Raw genomic sequence first — 23,768 nt, forward strand, 5'->3', positions numbered from 1 at the left:
AGGGTCAAGCTCCTTCGGATGTACGGGAAGAGGTCGCCGGGGGCGACGCGGAGGCCGCCACCGAGACCGTGAACGGCAGGTGCGCGGGACGGGCCGCGGCCACGACCGCGCGCAGCCGGTGCGGGTCCACGGCGGCCGGGTCGGCGACCCGGAGCACCACGCGCAGTCCGGCGACGGGCGCCCCCGGGAACGGCCCGAGGGGCGCGGAGGACCAGCTCGCGCCCCCGCTCTCGGTGATCTCGGGAGGCACGCCGAAGGCGAGCCGGACGGCCGCCGCGAGCCCCTGCCGGGTGCCGCGCACCCGGTGCAGTGCCACGGCGGAGGCGACCGCGTGGCGGCGCAGCGGAAGCGGCTCGTCGCCGCCCAGCTCCGCGCCGACCCAGGTCGCCAGGTAGTCCACGAAGTCGGCGGGGGCGAGCGCCGGCGAGAAGTACGCCTCCAGGGAGTCGAGGACGGTGAAGAGCGGAGCGAGGACGACGTCGAGACCGGACACGAACCGCTGCCCGAAGTCGTCCTCCGCGTACACGGCGGGCAGCGCCGCACCCAGCGGGTACGGGGTCGCGAGGCCCGGAACCGTACCCCGCGCGGACCCGCTCACCGCGCCTCGATCACACGGACGCGATGGTCGAACGGGAAGAGCAGCGCGGACGGCGCCAGCTCGATCCGGTCCGTCGTCTCACCCCTGCGGCCGGTCAGCGGATCGGCCGGATGCAGCAGGACCTCGTCCACCAGCTCCACGCCCGGCACCCGCTGCAGCGCCGCGAACACCTCACCGGCGCGCAGTGGACGCCCGAACGGCCATCCCTCGCCGTGCGCCCCGCCCGTCAGCGGGTCCAGATACGCGTACAGCGCGTCCAGCGCCTCCGTCCGTACCCGCTCCGCCTCGGCCGCCCGGAAGGAGTGCAGCGTCGCCACCACCGTCACGCCCTGGTAGAACGGCGGCCCGACGGCCAGCCGCGTCCCCAGCGGGCGCCGCTCGTCGAGGAAGCCCGTCACCCGGGACAGCAGCTCCTCGCCCGGCACGAGCTGCTCGAACCGCAGCCGGCCGCCCCGGTCCGGAACGGCCTGCGGCACGACCAGGACCCGGACCGCGTTGTCGCCCGCCTCGGCGGAGTCCGCCGCCAGACAGGAGATCCGCGCCGCCTCGGGCGCCGCCCGGCGCGCCAGCTCCTCGTAGTCCCTCGCGGTGACCGCCCGTTCCTGTGCCCGGAGGCTGATCGGCGCGCGGGACTTGGCCTCCTCGACGGTCTCCCCGTCCACCCCGCCGCGCGCCGCCTCGCGGTTCTCCACACGCGCGATGTACGGGATGGAGCTGCGCAGCACCGTGATCGTGGAGCGGGCCACGTTCCCCGCCCGGCCGCCCCCGGTGCCGTACCGGACCGCCCGGATCGCCGCCCCCTTCGGCGGTACCGCCCCGAACTGCCGCAGAGTGCCGTCCGGCTGACGTACGCACGGACCGAAGGCGATCTCACCGGTCGTCGCGTCGAGGGTGACGTGCCGGTCACCGGGGCGCGAGGACGCGAAGTCGCGGACGACGGACCACTCCTGCCAGCCGGCCTCCGGGTCCTCCTCGTCGACGCCGCTGTCCGCCCGCTCGGCGACCTGGAGCAGCAGCGGAGGCCGGTCGACGACCGGCGCGTGCGCCAGCCGCAGCCGCTGCGCCGGTACGCCCTCGGACTCGCCGAGCCGCTCGTCCCGCACCGCCTCGGCGTGCGCCGCGCGGACCGTCCCGCCGATGGTGAACGCCTCCGCCGCCCGTACCGTCGGCGACTCGCTGTACGACGGCAGGCCCGCCGCGGGCTCCACGACCCGGCAGCGCACCCAGCCCGCCTCGTGCCCCCCGAGGCGCGACACCGCGTGCCCGGACGGCATGTGCAGCACCACCTCACCCGGGCGGTTGAGCCCGCCCGTGCTGTCCTCGTCGACTTCGCACACGACCCAGCCCTCGGCCCCGGTCCACGCCTCCCACACCAGCGGCGGCCTGCGCGGATCCACACCGACACCGTCCACCCGGCTGTCCAGGTCGAGGACGAGGACACAGTCGGGCACCGCCGCCGAGAGGCCGAGCAGCAGAAGATCACCGACGCGCGGCAGCGGAGAGAAGGCCGGCACGTCCTCGCCGCCGAGGAGATCCTGCGAGCGGTCCTCGGGAGCGCCCCCCGCCTCCTGGCGCAGGATGTGCGTCAACGAGCAGGGCACGACCGTCAGATCGGCGGCCGTCGCGAAGACGACCGCCTCCTCCGTCTCCGTACGCCCGGTGGACACCTCCGTGCCCGTGGGCAGCACGACCGGCTCCGGCTGCGGCGCCGAGAGCCGGAAGGTGATGTCCGCGCGGGCGGCCGCGGGCGGGAACAGCGTCACCCCGAGCAGGTCGAGGAAGGCCAGATGGTTCTTCTCCGGGACCCGGTTGAGGCGGTAGACGAGCTGGTCCGCCATGTGCGCGACCGCCTCGACCAGGGTGACGCCCGGGTCCGAGACGTTGTGGTCGGTCCACTCGGGGCACGCCTGCTGGATGTAGCGCTTGGCGTCGTCGACGAACTGCTGGAAGCGGCGGTCGTCGAGATGGGGTGCGGGCAGGGCCATGGTGGCTCTTTCAGTCCTCGGAGGGGATGACGTAGAAGGGGAAGACGAGGTTGCGGGGGTTGTTGGCACCGCGCACCCGGTAGCGGACGTCGATGAAGAGGGTGGTCGGCTCCCCGGGCGCGGGAGTGACCGTGACGTCCTCCACGTCGATGCGCGGCTCCCAGCGGTCGAGCGCGGACACGACCTCGTACCGGACCCGGCCCATCGTCGAGTCGTTCACCGGAGCGAACACCAACTCATGCACGGCGCAGCCGAACTCGGGCCGCATGGGCCGCTCGCCCGGCGCGGTGGCGAGGACGAGCCGCATCGACTCCTCGATCTCCCGGTCGCGCCGGACGAGCGCGATGGACCCGCTCGGGCCGGTCCGCAGCGGGAAGGCCCAGCCCGCACCGACGAAGTGCTCACTCAAGGGAAGGTCCTCCTCTGGACGTCATGGGAACGGGCGGCGGGGCCGGTCATCAGAACGGCAGGTTCGCCACGACGGGATTGGGCATCGGGACGGTCGAGGTGACGAAGGCCGGCGCGTTGACGACGGCCTGCGTCAGCGCCGAGACCTTGAACTTCGCCCCGGCCTTGATGTCCACCCCGAGCCCCGCGTCGAGCTTGATCCGCCCCTTGGCGGAGAGCGTCAGATCCATCCCCGACTCGACCGTGATCCCGCGCGCCCCCGAGATGGTCACGGTGCCGTCGCTGTCGATCGTCAGGGTGGTGCGTGCCTCGTTCAGCTCGACGCTCAGTCCGCCCTTCGCGGTACGCAGCCGGATGCCGTGCGAGGCCCGCGTCCGGCCGCCCTCCTCGCGCAGCTCCACCGTGTGACCGGTACGGGACGTCAGGGCGCGCCACTGGACGCGCCCGCTGGTCGGATCCACGGGCGCCACCCGGTCGGTCGCCGGAGTGTGCTTGTCGACGCCGTTGTACAACCCCGCCAGCACATAGGGGTGTTCGAGGGATCCCCGGTCGAAGGCACACAGCACCTCGTCGTCCACCTCGGGGAGCATCAGGCCGCCGCCCCCGCGTCCGCCGAGCTGCGCGACCCGGCACCAGCCGCTCTCGTACGTCGCCGACAGCCACGGGAACCGCAGTCTGACCCGGCCGAGGGAGAGCGGGTCCTTGGTGTTCGTGACCAGCGCGACCGCGACACCGGGCATGGGCGGCGCCGCCTCCCCGCCGCCGGAAGCCGTCCCGTACAGCGAACGGAACTGCCGGCCGGACACCGTCAGCCACGTGGCGAACTGCCTCCCGGACGCGAAGACATGACGGACCCCCGTCGCGGTGTACCGCCCCTCGAAGGGGAAACCCGCCCCCTTCACGGCCACCGGCTGCCCCGGCTTCAGCGCCGGATTGCCGGTGACGGCGACCTCCAGCTCCGCGAACGAGCCGGTGACGTCGTCCGCGAGCGCCGTCGCCGCCTGCGTCACCTCCGACTGTGTGGTGAACGGCGTGTCCGTCGCGGCGAGTTCGGCCGGACCGAACGGCGCGGACAGCTGCGCCGGAGTGATGTCCGAGACGATCTCCTTGCTCGCGACGGCGGGCGTCGGCGAGGACAGGGCCTGCTTGGTACGGGGGTCCCAGCCCCGCACGTCGACCTTCCCGACCTGCCCCGCGGCCGTCACGGACACCCGGCTCTGCAGCGTGTTGCTCCCGAAGTCCAGGACGTACGGACTGGCCGCCGCGGGCGTCGTGTCGGCGGGCGCCGAGGACGCCGGGGGCAGCGCCGCGAACACCAGCCGGCCCGCCGGGTCGAGCGACAGCCGGACGTCGTTCTCGCGCGCGAGCCGGGAGAGGAAGTCCCAGTCGGTGATGTTGGGCTGGGTGGCCAGCTCGTACACCGTCGGCGTCGCGTCGACCTTGCCGAGCGGGATCCGGTTGAGCCCGGCGAGCTTCCGGACGATGTCGGAGGCCGTCATGTTCGGATACCCCTCGACGCGCCGACTGCGCAGCAGCCGGTGGCCGGGGTCGTAACCGCGCACGATCAGGTACCTGCCGTGCCCGGGAGCCGCGTCCACCTCGACGGCCGTCACCTCGCCGGTGAGCATGGGCTCCCCGAGCCTGCCGTCGGTGAACGGGGACAGCACCGCCATCGCGCCGACCTTGAGGAACGGGAACTTCGTGGTGAGGGTGCCGTCCTTGTCGCTGAACGTCAGCTGGAACGCGGACGGCACGTTGACGCTCGCGTCCACCCAGCCCTCGGTGAGGCGGACCGCGAGCGGGTCCGGCAACGGCGTGCCGTCGAGCTGCACGTGGAGGACGGTGGTGAAGGTCTTCTCGCTCATGAGGCGCCCTCGGTCTCCGGCGTTTCGGTGGTGGACGGGAGCAGCAGTTCGGTGCCGGGACGCAGCCGCATCGGGTCGTCGATGCGGTTCGCCTCCGCGATGACCCGCCAGCGGGTCGCGTCGCCGTACTCGCGCCAGGCGAGCGAGGCGAGGGAGTCACCGGCGACCGTGCGGTGGACCCGGCGGGCCGAGAGCGCGCCGGACGTCGGGTTCTGCTTCTTGGTCGCGCTGGAGATCTCGGTGAGGGACAGCGAGCACGTCGCGCGAATGGGGATCCCGCTGGGGCTGAAGAGGGTGTACGTCGCCGACACGGAGGTCACGTACGCGACGAACCGCACCGTCGAGAACGACCCCCAGGAGAACTGCACCCAGGGCGGCGACGGCGCTTTCGCGGCGATGCTCTGCTGGGTCACCTCGCAACAGGAGAGCAGCAGTTCCACCTGCTGCTGCACGTCGTTCGACGAAGGATCGCCCGAGCGGTCCAGGAAGACCTCCAGCTGGAGCTGGGCCGGCTCGCTCCCGGTGAACTTGGGCGGCGCGCCCCGGTCGTACGCCACGGCCTGCTCGGTGAACCAGTGCGCGGAGCGGCTCAGTTGGAGCTGGTCGGGGTTGAACTCGAACTTCACCTCGCCCAGCCTGCCGCCGTACGAGCTCGACAGATCGGTCGGCGGCTGGTGGATGGCGAGCGAGGCCCGCGAGAGACCGCTGGCCGTCAACCCGCCGAAGGACGGGGCCATCTCAGGCGCCTCCCGCGTCGGTGAACCCGTGATGCGCGATCTCCAGGGTCTCCGTCGCCACGGCCGGACTGGCCGGGTCGAGGGTCGGCCCCGTCCAGCGCACCGGCAGCACCTCGACCAGGCCCCACTGCGCCACGATCGACCCGTCGGCCCGCAGGGCCGCGATCTGCGCGGTCGGACGGGTGATCCCCGTGGCGAGCGACGAGATCCAGGCGGCCACGTTGGCGGTCTCGGGGGTGAGGGGGCGGGTGAGCCGGATGGTGGAGAAGGTGACACGGGTGGGCAACTGCCAGACGAAACCGTTGTTGCCGCCCTCCCGGCGCTGTTCCACCTCGACCTCGGAGGAGAGGCCGTCACAGCTGTTGAACACGCCGAGGTCCTCGCCGTCGATGGTGAGCTTGAAGAAGACGGTGGATGCGGGGTCCGGCTGCTGGGGCATGGGTGCGGGTCTCTCGGATCGGCGCGGTCAGTGGGTGGGGTGAGGAGGCGGCTGCGGTCAGCGGCCGTGGTCGCGGAGACGGCCCACGCGCTCGCGGTCGGCACGGAGCTCGGCACGGAGGAGCCGTGACAGAGGGGTCACCAGACGGCGGGCCAACTCGTCCAGCTGGGTGGGCGATTCAGCCTCGGGTGGATCCGCTGCGGCGGTGCGCTGCACGGAGGGAGCGGTCCGGGTCGGGGCGCTCCGGGTGACCGTGGTGGCGGCCCGCGGCGCGTGCGGGGCGGGAGCCGGGGCCGGGGCGGCCGAGGAGCGCTGGAGCGGGGTGGGGGTGACCACGGGGACGGTCGGCGCGGGCGTGGGCGCCGTCGCCGGGATCGCCCCGGCGACGGCCTGACGCTGGACCACCGGCCGGGCGACGGGCCGCGCGGCGGACGGCCGGGAGAGGGGGACGACGGGTCGGGGGGAGCCCTGGGGTGCGACCGTGCCGCCGGGGGAGAGGGCGGCCTGGGCGCGCTGAACGGTCGGGGCGGCGGCGGTCGGCGTGGCGAGGGGAACGACGGGGGTGGCCGCGGGCTGGTTGCCGGGTGCGGTGCGAAGAGCCGGGGTGCTGGTCGGGGCACTCGCGGGGTTCGGCAGGCTCGGGGCGAGCGGACGGGCGGTGGCGAGCGGACGGACGGCACGCCGCTGCACCGGGGGCGCGGTGGCGCGGGGGATGTCGGTCACGGTGACGACGGGCGGCCGCGCGGGATCCGGGCCGGTCGGCGGGGCGGTCACGGGAGTGCGCGGGCCGGTGGGCACCGCGGAGGCGGGGGAGTCGGCGGGGGACGGAAGGCGCGGTGCGGCCGTGGCGCGCTGGACCGGGGGAGGAGCCGACGGGGCCGGGGCGGTGTGAGGGAGTGCGGGGCCCGACGGGGCCGTCGGAGCGGCCGGCGCCTGGTGCCGGTGCGGGGTCGCTCGCTGCGCGGGGGCCTGCGGCGCGGGCGCGGACTCGGCCGAGGTCGGGACGGGGGCGGTCGCCGAGGTGGGCTCCTGCGGTCCGGCCGGGCGGACGGGCCCGACGGGCCCCGGGCTGGACGTCGACGGAGGCGTGGAGGCGCGGGGAATCGGTGCGCCGATCGGAGACCGACGCGGCGCGGGGCGCGGACGTGACACCGGAGTGTCGGCGGCGGCGCGCTGGACGGGGGCGCCGAGTCCGGGTCGTGTCGGGGTGGCCGACGGGGTTGCCGGTGTCGCGGGAGAGGCCGCGGGCGTCCGTGAGGCCAGGGGTGCCGGAGTGGCCGGGCTCGCCGGAGACGCCGACGTGGTGGGACGTACGGGCGCGGTCTGGACGCTGGGCACACCGGCGTCCGGGCTCGCCGGGGACGCCGACGCGGGGGGACGTACCGGAGCGGTCGACGGCCCGGGCGAGGTGACGGGCGAGATGAGGGGCGCGCCGACGGGTGCGGGAGTCGACGGGCGCGAGGGGGAGGGGGAGCCGGGTGCGGGTGCCGCGCCCGTCGGGGGGCCGGCCGTGACGGGCGGCGTGGCCGCGGGGGCCGACGGAGTCACGGGAGGGCTCGTGGAAGAGGCGGACCTGGTGACCGCGCGGGCCACCGGAGTCGCAGGGTTCGCGGCAATCTCCGGGGCCGAGGGGGCCGAGGGAGCAGACGGGGCCGAGGGAGCAGACGGGACCGACGGAGCCGACGGGGCCGTGGACGCGGCGCGGGCGGCGCTTCGGGCCACCGGAGTGGCCGGAGTCGTGGGGCCCGCCGACGGAGTGGGGGCGCTCTTGGCTTCCCGCGCCACGGGCCCGGCGGGCGCGACGGGCCCGGTCGTCCGCGCCGGAGCCGTAGGACCGGCGGGCGCCGATGCCGGCGCCTGACGCGTCGCGGGGCCCGCCTGCGGCGGCGGCCCGGCCGGTGCCGCAGGTGCCGTCGAGGCCGACGGAGCCACCGGTGGCGGCGACGCCGTCGTGTTCCAGTCGGCGCCCGGTGCGCGCCGCGAGCGGCGCACGGGAGGACGGCGCTGCACCGGAGTGCCGGATGTGAGGCCGGGAGTCCCGGGCCCGCCGGGGGAAGCGAGACCCGGGACGTTCTGGGGCCGACCGGAAGCCGAGGGCTCCGGTGCGGCGGTGTCGGGCGCGTCCGTGGGACGCGCCCCGTTCTCCGGTGTGCGGGCAGGGGCCGCTGCCCGCTGGACCGGCGCCGTGCCGGGCGCGGCCGTGTCCACGGCATGCGCGACACCGGCGGGAGCCAGTCGCCGTGGCGGCTGTGCGGGGCGTGCGGAGACCAGCGGCGAGCGCCGGACGGCCGCGGGCCGCATCGGCCTCGGCCGCGCGGAAGACGCGGTCGGCCGCGCGCCCCCGGCCGCATCGCCCTGAGGCGCGGCCGCCGGGGCGACCCGGTCCTCACCGGGGGTCACGGCGGCACGCTGGACGGCGGGAGGCGCCGAGCGCGGCGCAGCCGACGCCCCCGTGCCCGAGGGCTGTCCGGCCTTCCCCGCCTCGCGCGCCGTGCCGCCGCCCCGTACCGGAGCGGCCGCGGTCTCCTTCGGTACGGGCCGAGGCACCGGAGCGGGTCGGCCGAACGGCGTCGCGGGCACACGCTGGACGGCCGGAGCCCCGTCCTGGCCCGCACCGGCCGCACCCTCGGCACCCGCCGGGCCTGCCGCGCCCGCGACCGGCAGCCGCAGCCCCGGCAGCTCCGCCGCCCCGGAGCGTTCCGCCGACTCCCGCTCCCGGGGCAGGGACACGGCCCGCACGGCGTCGAGCATGACGCCGCCCGGTGCGTCAGGCACGGCCCCGTGACCCAGGTCGCTCTGGAAGGAGGGGTTCCAGTGGGTCGCGAGCGACGTGGAGAAGCCGTACTCCGCGACGGTCCGAGGACCCGCGGCCAGGACCCGCTGCACGGGCGGCAACGCCCGCCAGGCGTCCCCGGACGCCACCGCCGGTGCGGCGGACGCCGTGCTCTCCTCGGGTACACCGGACTCCGTGCCCGGCGCGTTCCGCGTCCTGGCCGTCCGCCACTTCTCGAACATCCCCACAGTCCCCTCCAACCTCCCTTCCCTGTCCTGCCGTTACGCCTGCGACCGCTCCACCAGCGACGCCACCTGGGCCACGTACCCCCGCCGGTCCGCGTGTTCCAGATCGAGGATGTCGTCCATGCCCCAGTGGAAGTGGAAGGCGAGGTACGCGGTCTCCTCCTCGATCCGGTCGGCCGCGTACGTCACGATTCCCCCAGGCGGCTCCCGGCCAGCTCGACCTCGAAGGACTCCTCGCAGTGCGGGCACGCCACGGCGGCCCTGGTGTGGCCCTCCGCGTTGATCTGCCGGTAGAAGTCCTGGAGGAACGCCAGGTCGGAGGCGAACATGTTCTCCACCGTCCCGTCGTGGACCGACGGGAGCGTGCCGAGCCGGGTGATGACCCGGCCGAGCAGCACCACGGACAGGTACGCCGGGTTCTCGCGGACCCGGATGTCGCGCAGCGGGAGCAGCTCGTCCCGGGCCGTGGCCAGCCGCATCGCCCCGTTGCGGTGCACGGTGCCCGCCTCGTCGACGAACCCCCGCGGCAGCTCGAACTCGAACTCCGTGCGGAGCGGCTCCTGTGGGCGGCCCTGCTGCGTGCCCGCCGATCCCTCGCGTCGCATCAGCCGAGCGTCAGCTCTTCGAAGGTGATGGTGACCTGCTCGGTGAGGGCCGCGGCGTCACCGGCCTTCGTCGCGCTCAACTCGACCTTGGTGCACCAGGCGTTGCGCAGGTTGTACCGCTTGACCTCGCTGAGCTGGTAGTCGAGGAAGATGATCGACGCGTCCTTGCGGGCCGAGCCCATGTCGCCCGCGATGGAGGACGTGATCCACTCGGTGAAGGCCGCGGACTGGGTGGCGCCACGGGTCACCGTGCACTGACCGGCCTTCTTCACGCCGGGGAGCTTCTTGATGATCGGCTTGCCGTCCGCCGATACCTGCTGGAACTCGATGACGTCCTGCTCCATCGAGAGGCCGCTGATCTCCTGCAGGGTCTCGACCATGACGCCGTCGATCTGCAGGCCGAAATTGTGGGTGGTGAGGGCGTCACCGGTGTCCAGGGACATGGGGGTTCACTCCTGTTCGAGGGGCGGGTCCGGGCGCGGCAGGCGCGGGGACCCGGGGTCGGAAGGGCGGTGTGGTGAGAGGGACGGAGGGCGAGGAGGGGCGGACTACTCCTCCAGCTCGCCCCCGCCGCCCTGGATCTGCGCGAGCCGGAAGACCACGAACTCGGCCGGCTTCACCGGGGCGATGCCGATCTCGCAGACCACCCGGCCGAGGTCGACCGACTCCGGCGGGTTGGTCTCCGCGTCGCACTTCACGTAGAAGGCGTCCTCGGCCCGCTGGCCGAACAGCGCGCCCTGGCGCCACTCGTTCACGAGGAAGGCCGAGATGTTGCGGCGGATACGGGCCCACAGCGAGGGGTCGTTGGGCTCGAAGACGACCCACTGCGTCCCGACGAGGATCGACTCCTCGAGGTAGTTGAAGTAGCGCCGGACGTTGAGGTAGCGCCACGCCGGGTCGGAGGCCAGCGTCCGCGCGCCCCATACCCGGATGCCGCGGCCCGGGAAGGCTCGGATGCAGTTCACGCCGATCGGGTTGAGCAGGTCCTGCTCGCCGCGCGTGATCTGCAGCTCCAGGTCGACCGCGCCGCGCACGATCTCGTTGGCCGGGGCCTTGTGGACACCACGCTCGGCGTCGTTGCGCGCCCAGACGCCGGCCATGTGACCGGAGGGCGGAACCACCCGGGTCTGGCCGCTCGCCGGGTCGAAGGCCTTGATCCACGGGTAGTAGAGGGCCGCGTACGGGGAGTCGTAACCGGCGATCTCCTGACGCCACTTGCGGATGTCGCGGGCGTTCAGCGACGGCGGCGGGTCGAGGATCGCCATCCGGTCGCCCATCAGCTCGCAGTGCGCGATGAGACCGATCTGGACGGCCTTGACCTGCTCCAGGTCGATGAGCCCCTGCTGGTAGGCGGCCATCAGGTCGGGCACGGCGACCATGTTGATCTCGTCGTACGCCTCCAGACCGCCGAAGCCGGTGCGGTCGGCGGAGTCGCCGATGAACTGCCCGGACTCCAGGGCGGCGGCGACGTCGGCGCCCGCGTCCACCTGCGCCGGAATCCGCGCGGGCGGGGCGAGGGTCACGGACTGGGCGTCGGGCCTGGCGAGCTGGGCGGCGGCCGCGGCCTCCTCCAGGACGATCGTCTTGGAACGCTGCTTGACCTGCGCGACCACGTAGTTGCGGGCGCTCTTCTTGGCGGAGGCGTCGAAGCTCTCGACGACCTTCTCGCCGTCCTTGACGACCAGCTTGAAGCGCTCGGCCTCGCCCTCGACGTCCTGCACCTCCACCGTGAGCGCCCCGCCGGCCTCGGAGCCCGCCGTGATCGCGGCGACCTTGAAGGTGCCGAGCGCGACGGCCTCACCGGGGACGGGCCGCGGCGCGGCGGCCGCCGCGGCGGCCGATCCGACGGCGCGCGTGGCGCCCTGCGCGTCGCCGCCGCCGACCCGCACGACGTAGGCCGCGGTGCCGCCGTTGTTGAAGAACCCGTACACGGAGTGGGCGAGGTAGTACCCGTCCGCGAAGTCACCGAACGACGCTACGTACTGGGACCAGTTGGTGACGAGCACGGGCTCGTTGAGCGGCCCGACGGGCGCGAGCCCGACGAACGCGGCGACAGAGGTTCCGAGGCCCTCGATGGGACGGGAGCCGCTGGCGACTTCCTCGACGTAGACGCCGGGGGACAGGTACGTGGGCATGGTGCGTGTTCTCCTCGGAGAGCGTGGTTCTGCGGAATGCGGTGGCTCTGCGGTGTCACAGCGTGGGGCGTGCGGTTGCCCGCGTCCGGCGTGCTGCGGTGCGTCGACCTCATCCCGCTCGCCCTCCCCTCGGCCGTGGACAGCGGTCGTACTCCTCCGACTCTCGCCGAGCCGTGCCGCGCCGAGCAGGGGAGAAGGGGCGCTCCCGAGGGCAGGGCCGACTGCCCTCGCGGTCATCGCGCACCCGACGTCCGACCCGCGGGGCGCGCGGTCCGCCCCCGCGGTTCCCACGGGCCGACCCGCGCACTCCCAGGGTCTGACCTCGTCGTTCGTACGGCTCCGGAACCAGGGTCCGCACGCCGTGGAACCCCGGCCCCGTACGGCCCGGCGTCCCAGACCCGGCCGACGGACTGCCGGGGCACGTCACACTGCCCCCGAGCAGGGACTTTCGGGCAGCCGCACACCCCGCCCGCGCACTTAGCGTTCGCCCATGACCATGTGGACCTCTCTGGACCCGGCCGAGGTGACCGTCGAGCCCGGAGCCCGGGCCGGCGCCCGACTGCGGGTGCGGAACACCGGCGACACCGTCGAGGAATACCGCCTCTCCCTCGTCGGCAAACCCTCGGGCTGGTCCCGGATCGAGCCGGACGTGCTCCGCCTCTACCCGGGAAGCGAGGGGACCGCCGAGATCTCGTTCGCCCCGCCCCGCTCCTCGGACGTGGAAGCCGGGCCCCTCGCGTACGGCATCCGCGTCGACCCCCGGGAGAACTCGGGCGCCCGCGATGTCGTGGAGGGCCGGCTGACCATCACGCCCTTCACCGAGACGCGCGCCGAACTGCTGCCGCCCACCCTGCTCGGCCGCTTCCGCGGGCGCGCCCGCATCGCCGTGGACAACCTCGGCAACACCCCGCTGACCGCGTCCCTCGTGGCACGCGACGAGTCGAACCGGCTCACCTTCGACGTACGGCCGAACGCCGTGCAGATCGCCCCCGGCCGCGCGGCCTTCGGCGAACTGGTGGTGCGGCCGCAGGCCGTGCGATGGACCGGCGCCGAGGAGTCGCACCGCTTCACCGTGGCCGTCCGACGGGCCGGCGACGACACCGCCCTCGACCTCGACGCCACCTTCGACCAGCGCCCCGTCTTCGGGAACTGGCTCGTCGTGGTGGGAGGCCTTCTCCTCACGGCCGTGATCGCGTTCGTCGTGCTCTGGTTCAACTTCTCTCCGAAGGTCGTCAGCGCGGCGAAGGACCTCCGGGCGACGGACGCGCCCCGGCCCGCGCCCCAGGGCACCGGCGACACGCTCCCCGACGCGCCGCCCCCGCCCGGCGGGTCCGGCGGACCCACTCCCGGCCAGAAGCCGCCCGGCTCCCTGCCGCCGCTGACGGGCGAGGGCCCGCCGCCGGCCGGCGGGGGCGACGACACGGGCGGCGGCGGCCCGACCGAGGGCGGCGCACCCGGGGGCGGGGGCGGCGCACCCACCGAGGGCGGTTCGCGACCGGGTGACGGCGGGAACGAGAAGGCTCCGGTCTCGCCCGTCGCGCCGGTCGACGTGCCGCCCTGGCGCCTCGGTTACCCGAAGGACGACGTCGTGGAGTTCGCCCAGGAGCGTCTCGCCTCCCTCGGCAACGCGTGCACCCTCCAGCCGGGCTGGAATCCCGGCGTGATCGACGCGGCCACACGCAACTCGCTCATCTGCTACCAGCGACTCGTCTACAAGGACGGAGTCGAGAAGCAGAAGAACTCCGCCGAGATCTTCCTGACGGACACGGAGGGCGAACTCGGCCGCGCGACCCTCGTCTCCCTCTGGGCCCAGCGCATCACCCCCGACTCGGTGGAGCCCGGCTCGACCACGATGCAGACCACTCAGCTCACGGCGGCCTTCTGGTGGGCGTACAACCGTGAGTCCAGCGCGGCGGACCTCACCAGGGAGCGCACGTTCGCGCGCCAGGGCATCGCGTACCTCCGTACGAACAAGGAGACACCCAGCACGTACAGCAAGCAGGTGGCCGACAAGATCCGCGCCTACCAGACGGCCGTCGGAGTGCCCGCGACCGGCAAGACCGACTGGGCCACGCTCCGCAAGATGATCGGCGGCAGCGTCATGTGACCTGAGGGCCGACGGAACCGACGACGGAGGAGGGGGGCCACCCACCGGGTGGCCCCCCTCCTCCGTGCTGTTCCCCGTGCGCCGTCACGGTGCCCAGGGCGCCCGCCCCTCCAGGACCAGCCGCCCGGCCTTCCGGTACTCGCGCCGGGCTCCCGCCCGTACGTCCTCGCCGGTCACCGCGGAGCCGCGGGCCGCGGCCAGGTATCCGGCCGTCACCGCGGCCGAGCGGATCGCGCCGCCCGCCAGCTCGAACTCCTTGGCGCAGCGCGTGACCTCCTCGGCCACGTCCTCCGCCTTCGGGGTGCCCGCCAGACAGGACTGCCACAAGGACACGCGCTGCTCCGCGTCGGGGAAGGGAAAGTCCACGACCACATCGAGCCGGCGCGTGAACGCGTCGTCGATGTTGGCCCGGAGATTGGTGGTGAGCACCGCGATCCCGTCGAACGCCTCGAGACGCTGCAGCAGATACGCGCTCTCCAGGTTGGCGTACCGGTCGTGCGAGCTCTTCACCTCCGACCGCTTGCCGAACACCGCGTCGGCCTCGTCGAAGAGCAGCACACAGTCGGTGCGATCCACCTCCACGAAGATCCGCTCCAGGTTCTTCTCGGTCTCCCCGACGTACTTGTCGACCACCGACGAGAGATCCACCACATAGAGGTCAAGGCCCAGTTCGCCCGCCACGACCTCGGCTCCCAGGGTCTTGCCGGTGCCCGACTCGCCCGCGAAGAGCGCCACGACACCGCGCCCGCGCCCGCCACCGGTGCGCAGCCGCCATTCGCCGAGCACCCGGTCCCGGTGCCGGGCCCGAGCGGTCAGCTCGTGCAGCAGACCCAACGGCTCCTCGGGCAGCACGAGATCGGCGAACCCGACCGCCGGGCGGATCCGCCGGGCATGGGTGTCGAGCAGCGGTGCGGAGACCAGCCGGGCACTCTGCCGCACCTGCGCCAGGGTCGGCGCTGTGCCCTCGAAGGCGGCCAGTGACCGCGCCGCACGGGCCGCCCGGCGGATCTGATCGCCGCTGAGACGGTACGCCGCCGTGGCCTCGGCCAGATCGAAGTCGCCCTCCAAAGGCCCGAGTTCACGCTGCCAGAGGTCGGCCGTGCCGACCGCGCCGCCCGGCGCGTCGAGGGCGAGGAGTTCCGCGTCCGGAGCCCAGCCGGGGTCGGGCGCGTCGGAGCCCGAGAGGACCACCGTGATACCGGACGAGGCGAGCGCGCGCACCAGCGGCCCCGGCCGCTGCGGCAGCGGCTCGACGACCACGGCGGCCCCGCGCAGCCGTGCCTCACGCAGCACGGCCCGCGCCACCGTCGCGTCGGCGGACTCCGGCCGGTACCGGAGGACGGGCCGTCCGGCCCCGAGCAGCGCCGACACGACCGCGTCGGTACCGGCCCCCGGCACCCGCTCCCGCAGATGCACGGTGACCGGCCCGGCGGCGGCGATCCGCTCGGCGAGCGGCGTGGTCACCGCCGCCGTCCCCGCCTCCGCGCTCGCGGGCGGCGGGGTCGACAACTCCACTCCGGCCGACATGAGTGGGGCATCCAGTCGGGTGTCGTCACCCAACAGGTGCGCCACCACCCGCTCCGGTACGCGCAGCGCCCGGCCCGGCAGCGGCCGGTCCTCGTCCTCGACGTCGAGCAGGCCGCCGGAGAGCAGCGGCGCTCCCGGATGGAAGCGGTCCCGTGCGACGGGGTCGAAGGGACCCGTACCCGCCAGGTCGAGGGCGAGCGCCATCGTGGCGCGGCGCCGGCCGACATCGTCGTTGAGATATCCGTAGAGCGCCTCGAACCCCCGGTCCACATCGGGCGCGAGCGCCACGAGCAGGATGTGCGCGTCGAGCGGGGACAGGCCGAAGACCCGCGCGAGCGCGGCGAGGCGATCGTCCCCGCCGAGGTCCGGCAGCGGGACGGCGGGGTCGGGGGCCCCGACGGCCTCGGGTGCCAGGCGCGCCTCAAGGGGTTCATGGGCCTCATGGGGTTCATGGGCCTCGTGCACCTCATGGGCCTCGTGCACCTCATGGGCCTCGTGCACCTCATGGGCCTCGCGAGCCCCAGGGCCGACCGGCCCCGCCGCGATCCGGCGTACGCCCTCCGCGGACAGGTAGAGCCCGCGCAGGGGATCACCGGCCGTCGGGTCCCCGGCACTGCGTGCGTCGACGAGCGCGCCCACCCGCGCGCGCAGGCCGGCGAGCTGAGCGAGCAGCGGAGGAACCGGGAGGCTCCCGGGGCCGCTCATGCGCCGGCCCCGTCCCGGGCGCCGCAGCCACCGCTGCCGCCCTCCGGGGCTTCCAGCGCCTCCAAGGCCTCGGACGCCGCCGCACTCTGCCCGGCCCTCCAGGCCTCCTCGGCCCTCCGGGTCCTCTCCGCCTCAGAGTCCCTCGCTCCGTCGGGCGTCGGGGCCTCACGGTTCCCCCGGGCCGTCCCCTGGCGCCGTACCACCCGGGGTCGCGATGCCGCGGGAACCCCCGCGACGCCACGTACGACGATCTCCCCCTCGATGACCGGCGGAGCCACGTCGTACACCGGCGTCACCGGGAACGGCGTGGTGATCACGACGTCGAGCGAGGGCTTGAGCTCACCGCCGAGCGCCGACCAGATGTCGGCGAGCGAGCGCGACTCGGCGGGCGGGACCGCGACGGAGATCGGCAGCTGGGTGGTGATCGGACGCACCGACTCCGGCACCGCGTCGTCGGGCAGCACCTCGTGCGGGAGCAGCAGCGCCATCGCCCCCGACAGCAGCCGGTGCTCGTCCTCGGGCCGCGAGGTCCAGGCGGTCACCAGGTACGAGAGCCGGAACCAGCGCGGCGGCCGGCGCTTGCGCGTCATGATGCCCTGCGCGTCCCACTCGGCGTAGGCGCCGCGCTCGCGCCGCGCCACGTCCTCCCGGATGTCGTACAGATAGGCGTTCAGGGTCGGAGCGTTGCGGCGTGCCGCCCAGTCACGGGTCGGCGCGTCGAAGGCGACGTCGCCCTCGACGGCGGGCGTGAGCAGCCGGCGCAGTCCCTCGTCGATCTCATGGAGCATCAGATATAGCCTTCGCGGAGCGCGTACGCGACGGCATGCGCCCGGTTGGTGAGCTGCAGACGCGTCATCAGCGCGTGCAGGATGTTCTTCACGGTGCGCTCGGAATAGGCGAGCTTCTCGCTGATCTGCCGGGTGTCGAGCCCCTCGGCGAGCAGCCTCAGGACGTCCACCTCGCGCGGCGCCATCCCGAAGAGCGGTGCCGCGCCCCCCGTGGAGGCCCCCGCCGTCGTCGCCCGCTGCAGGCGGCCGACCTGGTTCAGGAGCCGGCTGACGAGGTCGGGCGGGAGTTCGCCCTCGCCGCGCGCCGCGCTGTGCACGGCGCTCAACAGCCTTTGTTCGGTGGCCTGATGGCGCCAGATGATGGCCCGCACCCCGTACTCGACGACGGCCAGCAGGTCGGGCTCGCGCAGCTCGCGCGCGACGAGCACGACACGCTGGTCCCTGCCGCGCAACAGGCGTCGCAGTTCGGCCGTGGTGGGGTCGTCGATCCGCTCCGCGAGCATCACCGCGACCGCCGGGGAGTCCCGGCACGAGTCGTCCTGGTCAGGGACGACGTCGACGGTCGGCTGATGCCTCAAATGACTGATGAGCCCGGCCCGACTGAGTGGGTCGGACGCGTGGACGGTCACCGTCACCCGTTTGGTGAGCACTTCCGCTACCTGCTCCTTCTCACTCGCCTCGACCGTCCGTGCGGTCGCATGGTGAGGTCCCCGTGGTCTGCTGATGACTGGTCTGCTGATGACTGATCCGCTGTGACGCGGTCCGTGGCCGGCACGCCGGCCACGGTGGTCCTCCCAGGTTCCCGTGTGCCGCTCACGTCCCGCTGCCGCCGTGCTAACGCATCGCTGTCGTCCTCCGGAACCCCGTGCTCGGGCCCTGAACAGCCAATTCTCCTGTGGCGCAGCTCACTTGTGACCGCCCGCGATCCGCTCCACGTCCGTCATGAGCGAGTCCAGCCACTGCGCGGCCGCGTAGTACGGCCGGGGAGCACCCGGTGGTTCGGCGGCGAAGTCGGCGAAGTCGCGGGTCCCGACGGCGGCCGGTGTCCCCGGCGTGTCGCCACTGGGGTCGAGACGGGCCGAGACCAGCAGCATGCCCGCGGCGACCCGGTCGCCGATCCGGGTGACCGCCTCGGCCGGCTCCGGCGGCAGGGGCGGCACGACGGTCGGCTCGACCGGCACGAGCAGCCGGTCCGCACCCCACAGCGTGTGGTGGCCGGACAGGAGCGCGGCCTGCCAGTCCTGCGGGTCGTGCGGCGTGTCCAGCTGCTTCGGCTCGCTCCGGTACTGCGCGTACGCCGATTCCGCCATGATCAGCGCGTGCTGCAACGACCGGTGGCCCGGCGAGGTGGCCACGGGCGCGCGCGCCCCGCCCGTCGCGAGCTGGGACGTCGTGGCCACCACGGTCTCCGCGGCGGTCCGGAGCATCGTCGCCACCGCCCGCCGCAACTCGTCATGGGCCCCCTTGGGCCACGCGAGCAGCCCGAACACCGCGCCGACCGCGCTGCCCGCGAGCACGTCGAGGAGCCGGAACTCGGCGAGCCGCCAGGTGGCGGAGGCCAGCTGGGCGAAGACCAGGGCGACGACCATCGTGAACATCGCCTGGGCCCACCCCACGCCCTTCACCGGGCCGAGCGTGAAGGCGACCAGCATCAGCGGCGGCAGCGCGGCGGCGTACACCGTCGTGTCCGTGCCGACCAGGGCGAGCAGCGCGGCCACGACGACGGCTCCCACGAGGGTCCCGGTGAGTGCCGTCCGCACCGTGCTCCGCGTCTCCCGCGCCGTCGTACGGGTCAGGGTGAGCGTGGCGAGGAGCATCCAGAATCCGTGCGGCAGCGTGTCGAGACCGGCGATGGTCCGTGCCGCCGCGAGCGCCAGGGCGATGCGCACCGCGTTCTGGAAGAACACCGACCGCTGCCCCGCATGCCCGGACAGCCGCCGCCACCACAGTTGGGGTGCCCGCATCCGCGCGTACCAGAACCGGCCCGGAGCCGCGGCCGGTGCGTCCCTGCCACGGACGGCGATCTCCGCCGCCGTGGACATCGCCAGCGCGGCGTCGGCCACCTCGAGGACCGCCGCGTGGCGGCGCAGTCCGGCGGGCGAGGTGCCCGGCTCGGCGCCCGCGGTCAAGGCGCGGCGGACCTCCTGGAGCCGGGAGAGGGCGGCGGCGGAGCTCTCCCGGCCGGCCTCTCCCTGCCGGGCTGTGGAGCTCGCCCGGCCGCGCAGCAGGGACGCCGTCTCCAGGCACGCGTCGCGCACCGCGTGCAGCACCCCGGGCCACGTCCGGGCCTCCGCCGGGCCTCCGGGCGGAGGAGGGAGCGAGGTCAGCCGTCCGATGAGGGTGCGGGCGGCCAGACCGGTGTGCGCCAGGGCCCGGGCCCTGATGCCCGGACCCGCGGGCCGTTCCGCCTCCGGCACCCGTGAGGTCCGCAGGCCACCGCTCAGGTCGCGGGCGGCCCGCGACGCCGTGTCGTCGAGCGTGTACGGGGCGGAGGCCAGCTCGTCGGCGCAGCGCGCCGCCTGGTCGGCGGCCCGGGCGGCCAGCTCGCGGTACGGGACGCCCGGCGCGCGATCGGGCAGCAGGAACGCCTCGGCGAGGATCAGCAGCGCAAGACCGGCCGTCGCCCCCACCAGGCGTTCCCCGAGGGTCTCGGGGACGTACGGCGGAAAGGACGGCAGGATGTACATCAGCTGCAGCCCCGGAGCCGCGCCGGCCGGCCGTGGCCCTCCCACGGCCATGAACGCCAGGACGAATCCGACGACCAGCATGCCCAGGACCGCGCTCCAGGTCCGTACGGACAGGTAGGTGCCGATGGTGATGAGCACCCAGCAGGAGGGGACCACCGGCAGCAGGGTCGCCGCGCGCTGCTGCCCGGTGCCGGGGATGTGCGAAAGACCCGCCATCGCGACCGCCGCGAAGAGCGCGTAGGTGGCGGCGACGGCCGAGTCGAAGCCGTACAGGAAGAGGTAGAAGCCGGCGGTGGCGGAGAGCGTGACGCGCACCGACCGCCGTACTGCCGCCGCGTAGGCGGACGGGAGCCGGGCCTTCGACCGCCGCTCGCCGGGAGTGCCACCCATGTCCCCAGGATCCACCGGGACGCCCCGTCCGGCATGCGGCGACCGTCCCGTCCCTGCTCCGGGCCGGGTGGCGCGGGTCGGAACTGAGTACGGCTACTCATGCGGTCGTCCGCGCGGATCGACATCGTGGCGGGCATGACCCGACACACCTTGGGCTCCGAGCGGACGGGCGACCACGCGGACCGCGGTGCCGACATCGGCGCCGGTTGCGGCCTCCTGGTCCTGGAACTGGCACTTCTGGTGGTGATCTTCGGTGCGTGGCTGCTCACCGGGGTGTCGCTGGACCCGGCGAAGCCGGGCAGGACCGATCCGCTGTCGGGATATCTGCCCTGGGCCGGCGGCGTGGGGCTGCTCGCCTTCGGAGTGACGGTGATCGCCGCCAGGGCCAAAGCCATGATCACCGTGATCAGCCAGGGCTTCATGGCCACGCTCGTCGCCGTCGTCATCGCGGGCGGGCTTGCGGCGCAGCGGGTCGAGGACGGACGCGACCGTCCCGTCACCGAGCAGTCCGACACGGGCGGGGGCTGCCGCAGCGGCGGTGACAGCGGCGAGTGCGCCCGATCGGGCGGCTGAGCGCTCCGGCGGGGCGGCGGACCGGGCCTGGCGTGCCCCGCAGCAGGTGGTGGGCCCTCCGGCCGGGGCGGTGTGGGCCTGAGAGAACGAGATCCGTCCGCCGCGACCGGCTCGGCGAGAACACCGGCCCCGCTCGCGCCACCCGGTCCCCGGGCCCGCCGTACGGGGCGGGCGCGGGGACCGGGACGGGGCACCGGGGCGCTACGAGGCCGGCACGGTGTCCTGGAAGGTCGTGCCCGCCGTGCGGTACGCCCCCACCTTCGCGGCCACCTGCGCCGGGGTCAGGACCTGGTCCTTGACGTGCAGGACGTAGTCGACCTTCTGGTCGTAGGAGCGCGGTGTCGTCGAGGTCTGCCCGGCGAGGTCGATCAGCCACTGGTTGAAGTTGATCGACATCGGGCGCTCGGGCAGGTACCGGGCGTCGTGCCGGCCGAACTCCTGGCCGTCGACGTAGTAGACGATCGCGTTGTCGTCGATGGTCAGCACGAGGTCGTGCCAGCCCGCGTAGCTCGTGCGGGACTCGGAGTGCTGGTTGACGGCCTCCCAGGGGTCGGGCCGGTAGGTCTCCCACGAGGTGGTGTACAGGATGTTGGCCGGCTCGCCCCAGCCCCCGTTGGGCAGGTACTCGAAGTCGTACTCGGCGTAGTCGTCGGCCATCGGCGCCTTGAGGTCGTTGATGGTGAAGAAGGTCTGCACGACACGGTCGCCGTCCGGACCCGACACGGGCGCGTCGGAGAAGCGCACCCGCGCCGCGTACGTGCCGTTCCTGAACTTGGAGGCCCGGGTGAGGATCTCGGTGTGCCGGGTGGACTCACCGGTCCCGGCGGTCGAACTCCGCAGGTTCATGATCGAGTTCGTGCCCTCCTTGGCGAAGGTCACGTTCTCGGGCGCCCACGTGGCGCCCGGCACCCCCGGACCGCCGGAGTTGGAGCGGACGCTCCAGCCGTGGGCGTCGATCGCCGGATCGGTGTGCCCGGCGTAGTCGAAGTCGTCGAAGAGCGTGGCTCCGTTGGGCGGCGGGGTGGTCGGGGGAGTGGTCGGATCGGTGGGGGTCGGGGTGGGTTCGTTGCCCGCCGGGGCCGTTCCCCAGACCGGGACGCCGCCGACGGTCGCCGTGACCTTGGACCAGTTGGCGTACGAGGTCTGGGCGGGCCCGAAGGAGTAGTCGTCGCTCTGGTTCAGCGACTGCCAGTTGGAGCGGTGGAAGCGCAGCTGCATGTCACCGGTGTCCGCGCCCGGCGCGAGGGAACCGGCGCCGGCGGTGAAGCCGACCTCGAGGTAGCGGTCGGCGGTCGCGGTGGGGTGGGCGAGGGTGCCGAAGGTGCCGGTGAGGTTCGCGCAGCCCTTCACCGCCCAGGAGCAGGCGTAGGTGTACGAGGCTCCCGCGTCGGCCTTGAAGTAGTAGCGGACCTTGACCTGGCTCAGCGGAACGCTCGACGCGCCGGTGTTGACCACCTTGAGCCAGGGTTCGACCTGGTCGCCGCCGGTCGAGCTCTGCCGGTACTGGACGGTGACCGCCTCTCCGGCGGCCGCCGCCGGCAGGGCGGTGAGGGCGGTGGCGCCGAGCCCGGTCACCGCGGCGACGGCGAGCGCGGCACGGAGCCGCAGGCTCCTGGTCCTTGTGGGGTCGTTCATGGTGATTCCTCTCCTTGGGCGGGGTGTTTCCGGTCTTCGGACGGGTCGGGTGCGGGTCAGGGGGCGGGGATGAGGAGGGGTGCGGGCGCGGGCGGCAGACGTCGCGGCACCCCGAGGGCGTCGAGCCGTGTCCGGTGGTGGCGGAGACGCTCCTGGAATCCCGGCCAGTCGTGACGGCCGGTCCAGACGACCTCGGCGAGCGCGCAGAGCCGGGGGAACGTGAGGTACTCGGCGTGCGCGGTGGTGGGCACGTACTCGGTCCACAACTGCACCTGGGAGCCGAGGACCTGGGCCGCCTCCTCCGGACTCCAGTCCGCCGGAGCGGGTTCGTAGCCGTGCACGGTGCGCAGATCGACGACCTCTCCGGCCTGCCCCGGCGGCTCGGCCGGGCTGGCCGACTGCGGGTAGTCGAGATAGGTGGTGCGGTGCGGCGCCATGACGACGCGGTGCCCGCGGCGGACGGCCGTCCGGCCGTGGTCGGCGTCGCGCCAGGGCATGACGGTGAAGTACGGCGGGAGGTCGGCGCCGTTCTCGGTCCAGCTCAGCGGCTTCCGCCCCGCGTCGAGGAGGTGCCGGCCGATCCGTTCCATGAACCAGCCGTGCAGGGCCGCCGGGCCCGGCAGCCCCTCCTCGGCCGCCCTGCGGCGCGCGGCGGCCGAGTCGTGCCACTCCGTCGTGGGGCACTCCTCGCCGCCGATGTGCACGTACGAGGAGGGGAAGACGTCCATCACCTCGTCCAGGACGGTGCGGCAGAAGTCGAGCGCGCCGTCGTGGACGCCGAGGATCGTGTCGCACACGCCCCACCGGTCCCAGACGTCGTAGGTGCGGCCCGAATGGTTGCCGAGCTCGGGGTAGGCGGCGAGCGCGGCCCGGACATGCCCCGGCATCTCGATCTCGGGCAGGACGGTGACACCGCGCTCCGCCGCGTACGCCACCAGGCCGGTGAGTTCCGTACGGGTGTAGGCACCGCCGTGCGGCAGTCCGCCGACCTCGGTGAGCCGGGGGAGCGCGGCGACCGGCATGCGCCAGCCCTGGTCGTCGGTGAGATGGAGATGCAGGACGTTGAGCTTGTGGAGGGCGAGGAGGTCCACGTACCGCCGGAGGTAGGAGACCGGCCGGAAGCGGCGGGCGACGTCCAGCATGGAGCCGCGCCAGGGGAAGCGGGGGGTGTCGGTGATCTGTGCGCAGGGCACGGACCACGCGACGCCGGCCACGGGTTCGGCGCGGAGGGCCTCGACGGGCAGCAGCTGGCGGAGCGTCTGGACGCCTGCGAGGAGCCCCTGCGGGCGGGCGGCCCGCAGCAGCACCCCTTCGGTGCCGATGGTGAGGCCGTACCCCTCCTCACCGAGCCCGGTGAGGGCGCGGTCGAGCGCCAGGACGACGGAGCCGTCCGCGCGTGCCGGCAGCGGCAGGCCGGTGGCGGGGCCGAGCAGGGTGCGCAGGAGTCCGGCCGCGCCGTCGGCGCCCGGCGAGACCTTGAGCGCGGTCGAGTCGTCGAAGGTGAAGGTGCCGGGCAGGAGCTGGAGGTGGGCGGGTTCGGGAACGAGTCGGGGCTGAGGCATCGCG

Annotated in this window: 20 protein-coding genes; 3 read left to right on the plus strand and 17 right to left on the minus strand. The window is 74.0% G+C overall.

Annotated elements, in window-relative coordinates; translation table 11 throughout:
• Positions 1-4: 4 nt before the first annotated feature.
• From OG392_RS35665 to OG392_RS35695, 7 genes are read right to left on the minus strand one after another with little or no spacing between them, the layout of a single operon-like run.
• Positions 5-598 (minus strand): phage tail protein, encoded by a 594-nt coding sequence (locus OG392_RS35665; RefSeq protein WP_329286496.1) that lies wholly within the window; start codon positions 596-598, stop codon positions 5-7.
• A complete protein-coding gene (locus OG392_RS35670) occupies positions 595-2,583 on the minus strand; it encodes a putative baseplate assembly protein (protein WP_329286499.1) in 1,989 nt (662 codons plus the stop codon). The genes OG392_RS35665 and OG392_RS35670 overlap by 4 nt, the downstream gene beginning before the upstream one ends.
• 10 nt (positions 2,584-2,593) lie before the next feature.
• On the minus strand, positions 2,594-2,992 hold the full coding sequence (locus OG392_RS35675) for a GPW/gp25 family protein (protein WP_329286500.1): 399 nt from the start codon (positions 2,990-2,992) through the stop codon (positions 2,594-2,596).
• 49 nt (positions 2,993-3,041) lie between these two features.
• Positions 3,042-4,856, minus strand: a complete 1,815-nt coding sequence (locus tag OG392_RS35680) for a VgrG-related protein (RefSeq protein WP_329286502.1) — start codon at positions 4,854-4,856, stop codon at positions 3,042-3,044.
• Entirely contained in the window at positions 4,853-5,593 is a 741-nt protein-coding gene (locus tag OG392_RS35685) for a CIS tube protein (RefSeq protein WP_329286503.1), read from the minus strand. The genes OG392_RS35680 and OG392_RS35685 overlap by 4 nt, the downstream gene beginning before the upstream one ends.
• 1 nt (position 5,594) lies before the next feature.
• Positions 5,595-6,032 (minus strand): phage tail protein, encoded by a 438-nt coding sequence (locus tag OG392_RS35690; protein WP_030317091.1) that lies wholly within the window; start codon positions 6,030-6,032, stop codon positions 5,595-5,597.
• A gap of 57 nt (positions 6,033-6,089) precedes the next feature.
• Positions 6,090-6,755, minus strand: a complete 666-nt coding sequence (locus OG392_RS35695; RefSeq protein WP_329286506.1) for a hypothetical protein — start codon at positions 6,753-6,755, stop codon at positions 6,090-6,092.
• A 484-nt stretch (positions 6,756-7,239) separates the two neighbouring features.
• Between OG392_RS35695 and OG392_RS35700 the strand changes: the two genes are divergently transcribed.
• Positions 7,240-7,893: a hypothetical protein gene (locus OG392_RS35700; RefSeq protein ID WP_329286507.1), complete on the plus strand. Its 654-nt coding sequence runs from the start codon at positions 7,240-7,242 to the stop codon at positions 7,891-7,893.
• A gap of 1,193 nt (positions 7,894-9,086) precedes the next feature.
• Here the strand turns inward: OG392_RS35700 and OG392_RS35705 are convergent.
• The 4 genes from OG392_RS35705 to OG392_RS35720 all read right to left on the minus strand — a co-directional run bounded on the left by OG392_RS35705 (position 9,087) and on the right by OG392_RS35720 (position 11,790).
• Positions 9,087-9,239, minus strand: a complete 153-nt coding sequence (locus tag OG392_RS35705) for a DUF6760 family protein (protein WP_329286508.1) — start codon at positions 9,237-9,239, stop codon at positions 9,087-9,089.
• Positions 9,236-9,655: a hypothetical protein gene (locus OG392_RS35710; protein ID WP_030317097.1), complete on the minus strand. Its 420-nt coding sequence runs from the start codon at positions 9,653-9,655 to the stop codon at positions 9,236-9,238. The genes OG392_RS35705 and OG392_RS35710 overlap by 4 nt, the downstream gene beginning before the upstream one ends.
• The gene (locus OG392_RS35715; protein WP_329286510.1) at positions 9,655-10,098 is read right to left on the minus strand and encodes a phage tail protein; all 444 of its coding nucleotides are present in this window, start codon (positions 10,096-10,098) and stop codon (positions 9,655-9,657) included. The genes OG392_RS35710 and OG392_RS35715 overlap by 1 nt, the downstream gene beginning before the upstream one ends.
• Positions 10,099-10,203: 105 nt before the next feature.
• The gene (locus OG392_RS35720; RefSeq protein WP_329286511.1) at positions 10,204-11,790 is read right to left on the minus strand and encodes a phage tail sheath subtilisin-like domain-containing protein; all 1,587 of its coding nucleotides are present in this window, start codon (positions 11,788-11,790) and stop codon (positions 10,204-10,206) included.
• Positions 11,791-12,280: 490 nt separating this feature from the next.
• Here OG392_RS35720 and OG392_RS35725 point away from each other — a divergent pair, with 490 nt between their 5' ends.
• The gene (locus OG392_RS35725) at positions 12,281-13,897 is read left to right on the plus strand and encodes a COG1470 family protein (protein WP_329286512.1); all 1,617 of its coding nucleotides are present in this window, start codon (positions 12,281-12,283) and stop codon (positions 13,895-13,897) included.
• An 84-nt stretch (positions 13,898-13,981) separates the two neighbouring features.
• Here OG392_RS35725 and OG392_RS35730 read toward each other — a convergent pair whose 3' ends face one another.
• The 4 genes from OG392_RS35730 to OG392_RS35745 form a co-directional block, all read right to left on the minus strand.
• Positions 13,982-16,129 (minus strand): AAA family ATPase, encoded by a 2,148-nt coding sequence (locus OG392_RS35730; protein ID WP_329286514.1) that lies wholly within the window; start codon positions 16,127-16,129, stop codon positions 13,982-13,984.
• The gene (locus tag OG392_RS35735) at positions 16,126-16,917 is read right to left on the minus strand and encodes a DUF4255 domain-containing protein (RefSeq protein ID WP_329286515.1); all 792 of its coding nucleotides are present in this window, start codon (positions 16,915-16,917) and stop codon (positions 16,126-16,128) included. Before OG392_RS35735 ends, OG392_RS35730 begins: the two co-directional genes overlap by 4 nt.
• On the minus strand, positions 16,917-17,567 hold the full coding sequence (locus tag OG392_RS35740; protein WP_443055026.1) for a response regulator transcription factor: 651 nt from the start codon (positions 17,565-17,567) through the stop codon (positions 16,917-16,919). Before OG392_RS35740 ends, OG392_RS35735 begins: the two co-directional genes overlap by 1 nt.
• Positions 17,568-17,822: 255 nt before the next feature.
• Positions 17,823-19,994, minus strand: a complete 2,172-nt coding sequence (locus OG392_RS35745) for an FUSC family protein (protein WP_329286519.1) — start codon at positions 19,992-19,994, stop codon at positions 17,823-17,825.
• A 135-nt stretch (positions 19,995-20,129) separates the two neighbouring features.
• Here OG392_RS35745 and OG392_RS35750 point away from each other — a divergent pair, with 135 nt between their 5' ends.
• Positions 20,130-20,567: a DUF6234 family protein gene (locus OG392_RS35750; RefSeq protein ID WP_329286521.1), complete on the plus strand. Its 438-nt coding sequence runs from the start codon at positions 20,130-20,132 to the stop codon at positions 20,565-20,567.
• Positions 20,568-20,768: 201 nt separating this feature from the next.
• On the opposite strand, the gene OG392_RS35755 is transcribed toward OG392_RS35750, so the two are convergent.
• On the minus strand, positions 20,769-22,202 hold the full coding sequence (locus OG392_RS35755; RefSeq protein WP_329286523.1) for a cellulose binding domain-containing protein: 1,434 nt from the start codon (positions 22,200-22,202) through the stop codon (positions 20,769-20,771).
• Positions 22,203-22,258: 56 nt separating this feature from the next.
• A complete protein-coding gene (locus tag OG392_RS35760) occupies positions 22,259-23,764 on the minus strand; it encodes a beta-N-acetylhexosaminidase (RefSeq protein ID WP_329286525.1) in 1,506 nt (501 codons plus the stop codon).
• Between the last annotated feature and the right edge of the window lie 4 nt (positions 23,765-23,768).

It is taken from the genome of Streptomyces sp. NBC_00691 (assembly GCF_036226665.1).
In the GTDB taxonomy this organism is placed as follows: domain Bacteria; phylum Actinomycetota; class Actinomycetes; order Streptomycetales; family Streptomycetaceae; genus Streptomyces.

Excerpts from the sequence above, each read along its gene's own strand:
- OG392_RS35710 (WP_030317097.1), bottom strand. The coding sequence starts at position 9,655 with ATGCGACGCGAGGGATCGGCGGGCACGCAGCAGGGCCGCCCACAGGAG.
- OG392_RS35680 (WP_329286502.1), bottom strand. The coding sequence starts at position 4,856 with ATGAGCGAGAAGACCTTCACCACCGTCCTCCACGTGCAGCTCGACGGC.
- OG392_RS35670 (WP_329286499.1), bottom strand. The coding sequence starts at position 2,583 with ATGGCCCTGCCCGCACCCCATCTCGACGACCGCCGCTTCCAGCAGTTC.
- OG392_RS35685 (WP_329286503.1), bottom strand. The coding sequence starts at position 5,593 with ATGGCCCCGTCCTTCGGCGGGTTGACGGCCAGCGGTCTCTCGCGGGCC.
- OG392_RS35720 (WP_329286511.1), bottom strand. The coding sequence starts at position 11,790 with ATGCCCACGTACCTGTCCCCCGGCGTCTACGTCGAGGAAGTCGCCAGC.
- OG392_RS35690 (WP_030317091.1), bottom strand. The coding sequence starts at position 6,032 with ATGCCCCAGCAGCCGGACCCCGCATCCACCGTCTTCTTCAAGCTCACC.
- OG392_RS35715 (WP_329286510.1), bottom strand. The coding sequence starts at position 10,098 with ATGTCCCTGGACACCGGTGACGCCCTCACCACCCACAATTTCGGCCTG.
- OG392_RS35730 (WP_329286514.1), bottom strand. The coding sequence starts at position 16,129 with ATGAGCGGCCCCGGGAGCCTCCCGGTTCCTCCGCTGCTCGCTCAGCTC.
- OG392_RS35750 (WP_329286521.1), top strand. The coding sequence starts at position 20,130 with ATGACCCGACACACCTTGGGCTCCGAGCGGACGGGCGACCACGCGGAC.
- OG392_RS35735 (WP_329286515.1), bottom strand. The coding sequence starts at position 16,917 with ATGCTCCATGAGATCGACGAGGGACTGCGCCGGCTGCTCACGCCCGCC.
- OG392_RS35755 (WP_329286523.1), bottom strand. The coding sequence starts at position 22,202 with ATGAACGACCCCACAAGGACCAGGAGCCTGCGGCTCCGTGCCGCGCTC.
- OG392_RS35760 (WP_329286525.1), bottom strand. The coding sequence starts at position 23,764 with ATGCCTCAGCCCCGACTCGTTCCCGAACCCGCCCACCTCCAGCTCCTG.
- OG392_RS35725 (WP_329286512.1), top strand. The coding sequence starts at position 12,281 with ATGACCATGTGGACCTCTCTGGACCCGGCCGAGGTGACCGTCGAGCCC.
- OG392_RS35745 (WP_329286519.1), bottom strand. The coding sequence starts at position 19,994 with ATGGGTGGCACTCCCGGCGAGCGGCGGTCGAAGGCCCGGCTCCCGTCC.